Here is a 5,602-nt window from a genome sequence, read left to right as displayed (position 1 = left end):
GTCATGTTATTTGGGATAAGTCAAATATCAAGGAATTAAGTATCTGTTTGGTCAATAATGTTAGTTATGGGACTTGGTTAGACAGCATGCTAGCTCAAAACAACTTTAAAGCAATATACAAAGTTAATTCAGCGGAGCAGTGTGTCCTAATGTTACTTTCTAACAGAGTTGATTTTTGGGTCAATAATGAGTTTGGTGCAAGATATATAGCCGCTCAAATGGGTGTAACTAATGATATTTACTTGGAAACTCCACCATTAGAGTCAACGCCAAGCTACATTGCATTTTCTAAAAAAAATCAACATTTGGATTTAGTAAAAAAGATTGACCATACGCTAAGGACAATGAAAGAAAATGGTGCATATCAAAGGATAATTGATGATTATTTCAATGAAATAGGAAGTAAGTAGCCATTTTCTCGATCAACATAACAAACGGCTCAAGAGGGATTGCCAACGCGTGGCGACTTTAGTGCAAAATTGAAGTTCAGCGTTTACAGTGTGTTTTTTTAGTTCGGCGGTGCGTTGTCAACCCCTTAGCCGGGCGTTAGGCAAAGTGAGTTTTTATCAGCTAAATCGAGTTGAAATTGAACGGTAAATTCCATGTTTTGTGGCTTAATTTCAGCAATAAATAATCATCACATATTTGTCGTTTCTTGATCGTGTTGGGTTGTTTAACGCTGTGAATTCATCGGTAAAATAACCTTCAACATCCAAACGTCCGCCGAGAATGCTACGCTCGTCACTTTTCTTCCAAATCGCTCAATTTGAGTTTTTTTGTTTCTTTGCTGATTCAGCATTTTGGTTTATAAATGAATCGGTTAGTTTGTTTCAAGTTTACAAACAAGCTCGTTCTTTGGTTGTGAAAGTGTCGGTGTCAATTGGTTGGCCTAACAAACGGCTCAAGAGGGATTGCCNTCCACACATGAAGGATTATGTATGAAACTAGACAATCAAGAATTACATGAATTATTAGTTCAAAAAGGTGTTACGCACTTTCATCATGCAAACTCACTTGCAACAGCAGTTACATTTATCGAAGAAGGGGGATTGCTGTCTCGTGGTGATGTGGAGAAAGAGGATTTGATCCAAACAAATCAAAGCTCAGATGACGATGATAAATATTTTGACGTATGGGATGATGTCTTTATTGATGTTGTCGATCTCCATGGTTATTTCCCTCGTCAAAATCTATATGGACCAGTACTCTTCAAATTTAACATAGACTTTTTGTTAGATGATGATTTAGATATTTGGGTGACAAAGAACAACCCTATCTACTGGAACAATAAACTTAAGCACTCTGATAAGTACTTTAAAAGCGTTAAAGAGTTGAGAAAGTCGTGGGAAGACTATCCGACTCAGCAAAAGATGTTCACTATCCGAAAACCTGACCGACCAGTGTTGTTTGAAAACTTGGAGGAGATAATACTGGACAACCCCAAAGTTATAATTCACGAGGATATTTCTTTGCGAAAAGAGGCTATGAGGGCGCTCAAAAAAGCTACTCGAAGAGACAAAAGTCTTCGGGATATTATTACGTTACGTGAATGTCGCAACTGCTTTTGTCACGATAACTATCTCAACCAGGTACCAGTTGAAGATCTAGAAAGATTGTTCTTGCCAGCATGGCATGAAGACTTCCGCTATTAAGCACCTAACAAAGCGTTTAAGGCAGATTCGCAACGCGTGGCGTTCTCAGTTCAAATTGAGTTTTGTGTTTAAGGTGTAACGGTTTAGGTTAGGTGTAAGCGTTGCTCACTACTTAACGCGGCGTTATGTAGCAAGAGGAACTTATGAAAATCGATAGCACCAATATCAAGTACACAGATTTGTCAGATTGCCTCCATATGAAGATCTCGATTATTGGTAAATCAAATAGAAAAGGCAGTGGTAAAAGTGTCGGTGGGCAAGAAAACTGCTCTGGATTTAACGTTAATAAATATGTTTTCGATGGTATGTCAGTCAATGAATACCAAACAATGATAGCTAAACGATTTCTCAAAGAAGACCCGCAGTTCTCACTGACAAAGCACTTAAAGTACGATATTGAAAAAGGGTTTTACGAACTGCGCGATTAACTACATAACAAAGCGTTTAAGAGCGATTCCGCAACGCGTGCCAGTTTCGCTTCGCTCACAGTATGGCACGCATCACGTCACGCCTTAACGCGGCGTTATATTGCCCCGATAAATTCTGCTATTTAGAGCTTTAAAATGATAAGAAAGTACAACGAAAATGACATGGATTCAGTTCTTGAAATTTGGCTTAAAGCGTCAGTTAAAGCTCACGATTTCATTTCGGCTGAGTTCTGGGAATCTCAAGTAGAAAACATGCGTAGCATCTACATTCCAGCTTCAGAAACTTACGTTTACGAAGCTGAGTCGAAAGTAGTTGGCTTTTACGCACTGTATGAAAATAGCCTAGCTGCTATATTTGTCTCTCCTGAACTTCAAGGTAAAGGCATTGGTAAGCAACTATTGAGTCATGCTAAAACTCAGAGGGCGGAATTGAGTCTTTCTGTATACAAGGAAAATCAGGCTAGTTATCAATTCTATTTGTCTCAAGGCTTCAAAGTCGTGAGTGAGCAATTGGATGAGCACACTGGACATCCAGAGTACACAATGAGTTCGGGCATATAACAAACTGTTCAAGAGGGATTCGCAACGCGTGGCATTTTTACTATGCGTTGGTTTTAGTGTTTAAGGTGGTTGGCGGCGGCTTTGGTATTGCGTTGCTCACCCCTTAACAGGGCGTTAAGGCGCAAAGTTTACAAAGGAACATTTATGTACTTTTATGTCGATGAAAGTGGTCAAACGGGTTTAGAGCTGTTTGATGAGCATCAACCATTTTTGTATTACGGAGTGTTGAGCTCAAAACTGAATCTAGATGTATTAGCTCTAGATGCTGTCAAAAAGTTGCGAACACAACTACAAGTTGAGCGATTACATGCAGCTGAGCTCGGAAATGGGCGTCTAATCGAAATCGTTAAAGATCTCGAGAAGATACAGAAAAAGTATGACATCAAATTTGACTTTTATCGTGTAGCAAAAGCAGATCATGCGATTATTGCTTTTTTTGACCAAGTTTTTGATCAAGGTGTAAACCCAGCTATTACTTGGACAGGGTACTGGACGCCAATGCGATATGTGTTGTTATTAAAGGTCGCTTACCTATTTGATGAGGAAATGGCAAAAGAGGCATGGACGGCGCGTATTACCATTAAAGATGAGTTGGCAAATAAGCATTTAATTAACGTTTGTAATAGTGTGTTGGATAGGGTTCACTGGTTGCCCGATGAGCGCTCAAAAACACTTATATCGGATGCGTTAAAATGGGTTATCAAGAACCCAAGCAAAATATTTTACAACGCTGCATCTAAAAAAGATCGACTACAAATATCACCGAACTTGATCGGTTTTCAATCGGTGTTACACGGTATTGCAAATAGACTCGAAAAGTCAAAATCTAAGTCCAAGAAAGTAATTGTCGATAGACAATCTCAATTTAATAAAGCTCAAGAGATAATTACCGAACACTATCAAAATGCCTCCAAATTAGGTGAGCCAATGGCATTGGGTCCTGGACTCCCAACTATAGATTACAGTCATATGCCAACAGTTCCTATTGAATGTACCCCAGGTACGAAAAGTGTAGGTTTGGAGCTCGTTGATATATACATATGGATTTTTAAACGTCATATAGAGGGTAAAGATCTTGCTCCTCAACTGTATCCGCTGATTAAAAAGCAATTGAAAAAAGGGATGTACGACGAAGTGTCAATAAACGCCATCTCAAATCGCTGGGAAAAGTGGTTTTCTGAACTCCCAGAACCGTCAGAAGAAGCTTTAGCTAAGGGGAAAGAATTACTTGCGATGGACGAAAATCGAAGACAACAGCATGTAATTCGTGATTAGCGCCTTAACAAACTGTTTAAGAGTGATTCGCAACGCGTGGCATTTTTACTATGCGTTGCGTTTGGTGTTTAAGGTGGTATGCGGCGGCATCGGTATTGCGTTGCTCACACCTTAACAGGGCGTTATACCAAGGAGTAGTATCATGGCTGTAGAGTCTACGGAATCTTTTCAATATATGTCTGAAATGATGGGTGTTTTACAAACTTTAGCTGGTGCGGGGATCGCCTTTGGTGCTACGTATTTTACTACCAAAGACACAAAAGCTAGAGAATCTTTACTAGCACTTTCCGCTAGATAAAGAGAAAGAATAGAGCGCATTTATTATTTGTTAGTGTTGGTCAGGAAAGATGTACTCGAAGATTCGCAACAATGTATAAGTCATATTAACTTTAACACTAAATATCAAGTGAGAGATGTTCGTGATTTTCCGCCGCTGCTTGAGCTCGAAATGTTAGTTGAACTGTACTTTCCAGTGCTTGATGAGTATTTAACTGCACTAAAATCCAGCGTAGCGAACTTTACTAATAAAAAAATTGGTTTTTTGTCTAACAGATTATGAATCTGCCCCAGAGCCCTTAAAGAAAAAGGATAGTGGAGAGATTGTAGGGTTAACAATGAAATTTAGCGAGACACATAAGCAGTTTCAAGCCAAATTAAAGGAGCTCGCAAAGGTATAACAAGGCGTTTAAGACGGATTCTCAACGCTTGGCATTTTCGGTTTGCTTTGAATTTAGTGTCTACGGCACAATGTTTTAAGTTGGGTGGCGGCGTTGTTCACCACTTAACGCAGCGTTATGTGACACCTGCCAATACAGATATTGATACCCTCACGGGAAATTGTCGATTTCTTGTGGGGAAATTAATTGTTGCCCAATTGGAAATTGTTCGCTATAGTGTATCTATCAAAAACGAACTGTTAGGTATATTGAAATGGATGATTCGAAGGTAACTAGTTTCACAACAATTACTTTATTAATTCTTAGAGAAACTAGGTTGGAAAGAGGGGTTCATCAAGCACAAGTTGCTGAAAAGTGTGATAAAACACCGAGTGCGTGGGCTAAAATCGAAACAGGGAAGACAACGTTTACAATGGAAATGTTTTATCGTGTCTGTGCCGCACTATCCACTCAACCTTCTGTTGTAATGGCTGCAGTGGAAAGGTATGGAACATTGCTTTCCCAGCAAGGGTGGGTTGTTCTTACAAAGCAACTGGAAAGCGAAGACCAATTATTAAGTGAGGCTCACGAGTACTATGCATCTGCAGGTTTTAAGGCTCGTGTTCCATTATCTGGGTGGGGGCATAGTGTGACCGCTCTAAATAGCCCTATCAACAATTTGGATGGGACAATTAACATTGTAGATGTGTTTAGGTTTGCACTGGACAAAGATTTCAAAGAGCAGCAATTAAATTACAAGCCTGTTGAGTGGTTCTAGTCACATAACAAACAATTTAAGAGTGATTCCCCACGCTTGGCATTTTTGGTTTGGGTTTAGTTTAGTGTTTACGGCGTCCAAATTAAGTGTTGTGGTAGCGTGGCTCACACCTTAATTGGGCGTTAGGCAAAGTGAGTTTTTATCAGCTAAATCGAGTTGGAGTTGAACGGTAAATTCCATGTTCTCTGGCTGAACTTAAGCAATAAATAGTCATCACATATTTGTTGTTTCTTGATCGCGTTGGGTTGTTTG

7 protein-coding genes are annotated in these 5,602 nt (G+C 39.5%); all 7 read left to right on the top strand.

Annotation, left to right across the window (positions count from 1 at the left end):
- On the top strand, positions 1 to 410 hold a 410-nt coding region (locus B9J87_RS12355), incomplete at its 5' end, for a substrate-binding periplasmic protein (RefSeq protein WP_141201577.1).
- Between the two features lie 528 nt (positions 411 to 938).
- On the top strand, positions 939 to 1,652 hold the full coding sequence (locus B9J87_RS12345; RefSeq protein ID WP_094151013.1) for a hypothetical protein: 714 nt from the start codon (positions 939 to 941) through the stop codon (positions 1,650 to 1,652).
- A gap of 143 nt (positions 1,653 to 1,795) precedes the next feature.
- Positions 1,796 to 2,080 (top strand): hypothetical protein, encoded by a 285-nt coding sequence (locus B9J87_RS12340; protein ID WP_094151011.1) that lies wholly within the window; start codon positions 1,796 to 1,798, stop codon positions 2,078 to 2,080.
- Positions 2,081 to 2,215: 135 nt separating this feature from the next.
- Positions 2,216 to 2,641 (top strand): N-acetyltransferase, encoded by a 426-nt coding sequence (locus B9J87_RS12335; protein WP_042764686.1) that lies wholly within the window; start codon positions 2,216 to 2,218, stop codon positions 2,639 to 2,641.
- Positions 2,642 to 2,785: 144 nt separating this feature from the next.
- Positions 2,786 to 3,916, top strand: a complete 1,131-nt coding sequence (locus B9J87_RS12325; protein ID WP_045458300.1) for a DUF3800 domain-containing protein — start codon at positions 2,786 to 2,788, stop codon at positions 3,914 to 3,916.
- A 142-nt stretch (positions 3,917 to 4,058) separates the two neighbouring features.
- Complete coding sequence (locus tag B9J87_RS17790; RefSeq protein ID WP_161457770.1) at positions 4,059 to 4,214, top strand: hypothetical protein; 156 nt, start codon at positions 4,059 to 4,061, stop codon at positions 4,212 to 4,214.
- A 632-nt stretch (positions 4,215 to 4,846) separates the two neighbouring features.
- Positions 4,847 to 5,350: a helix-turn-helix domain-containing protein gene (locus tag B9J87_RS12310; protein ID WP_094151007.1), complete on the top strand. Its 504-nt coding sequence runs from the start codon at positions 4,847 to 4,849 to the stop codon at positions 5,348 to 5,350.
- The last annotated feature ends 252 nt before the right edge of the window (positions 5,351 to 5,602 follow it).

This window comes from Vibrio sp. V19_P1S1T109, from assembly GCF_002241375.1.
Lineage (GTDB): Bacteria > Pseudomonadota > Gammaproteobacteria > Enterobacterales > Vibrionaceae > Vibrio > Vibrio anguillarum.
The sequence above is the reverse complement of the archived record's forward strand: the minus strand, read 5'-3'. Positions and strand labels throughout refer to the sequence as shown.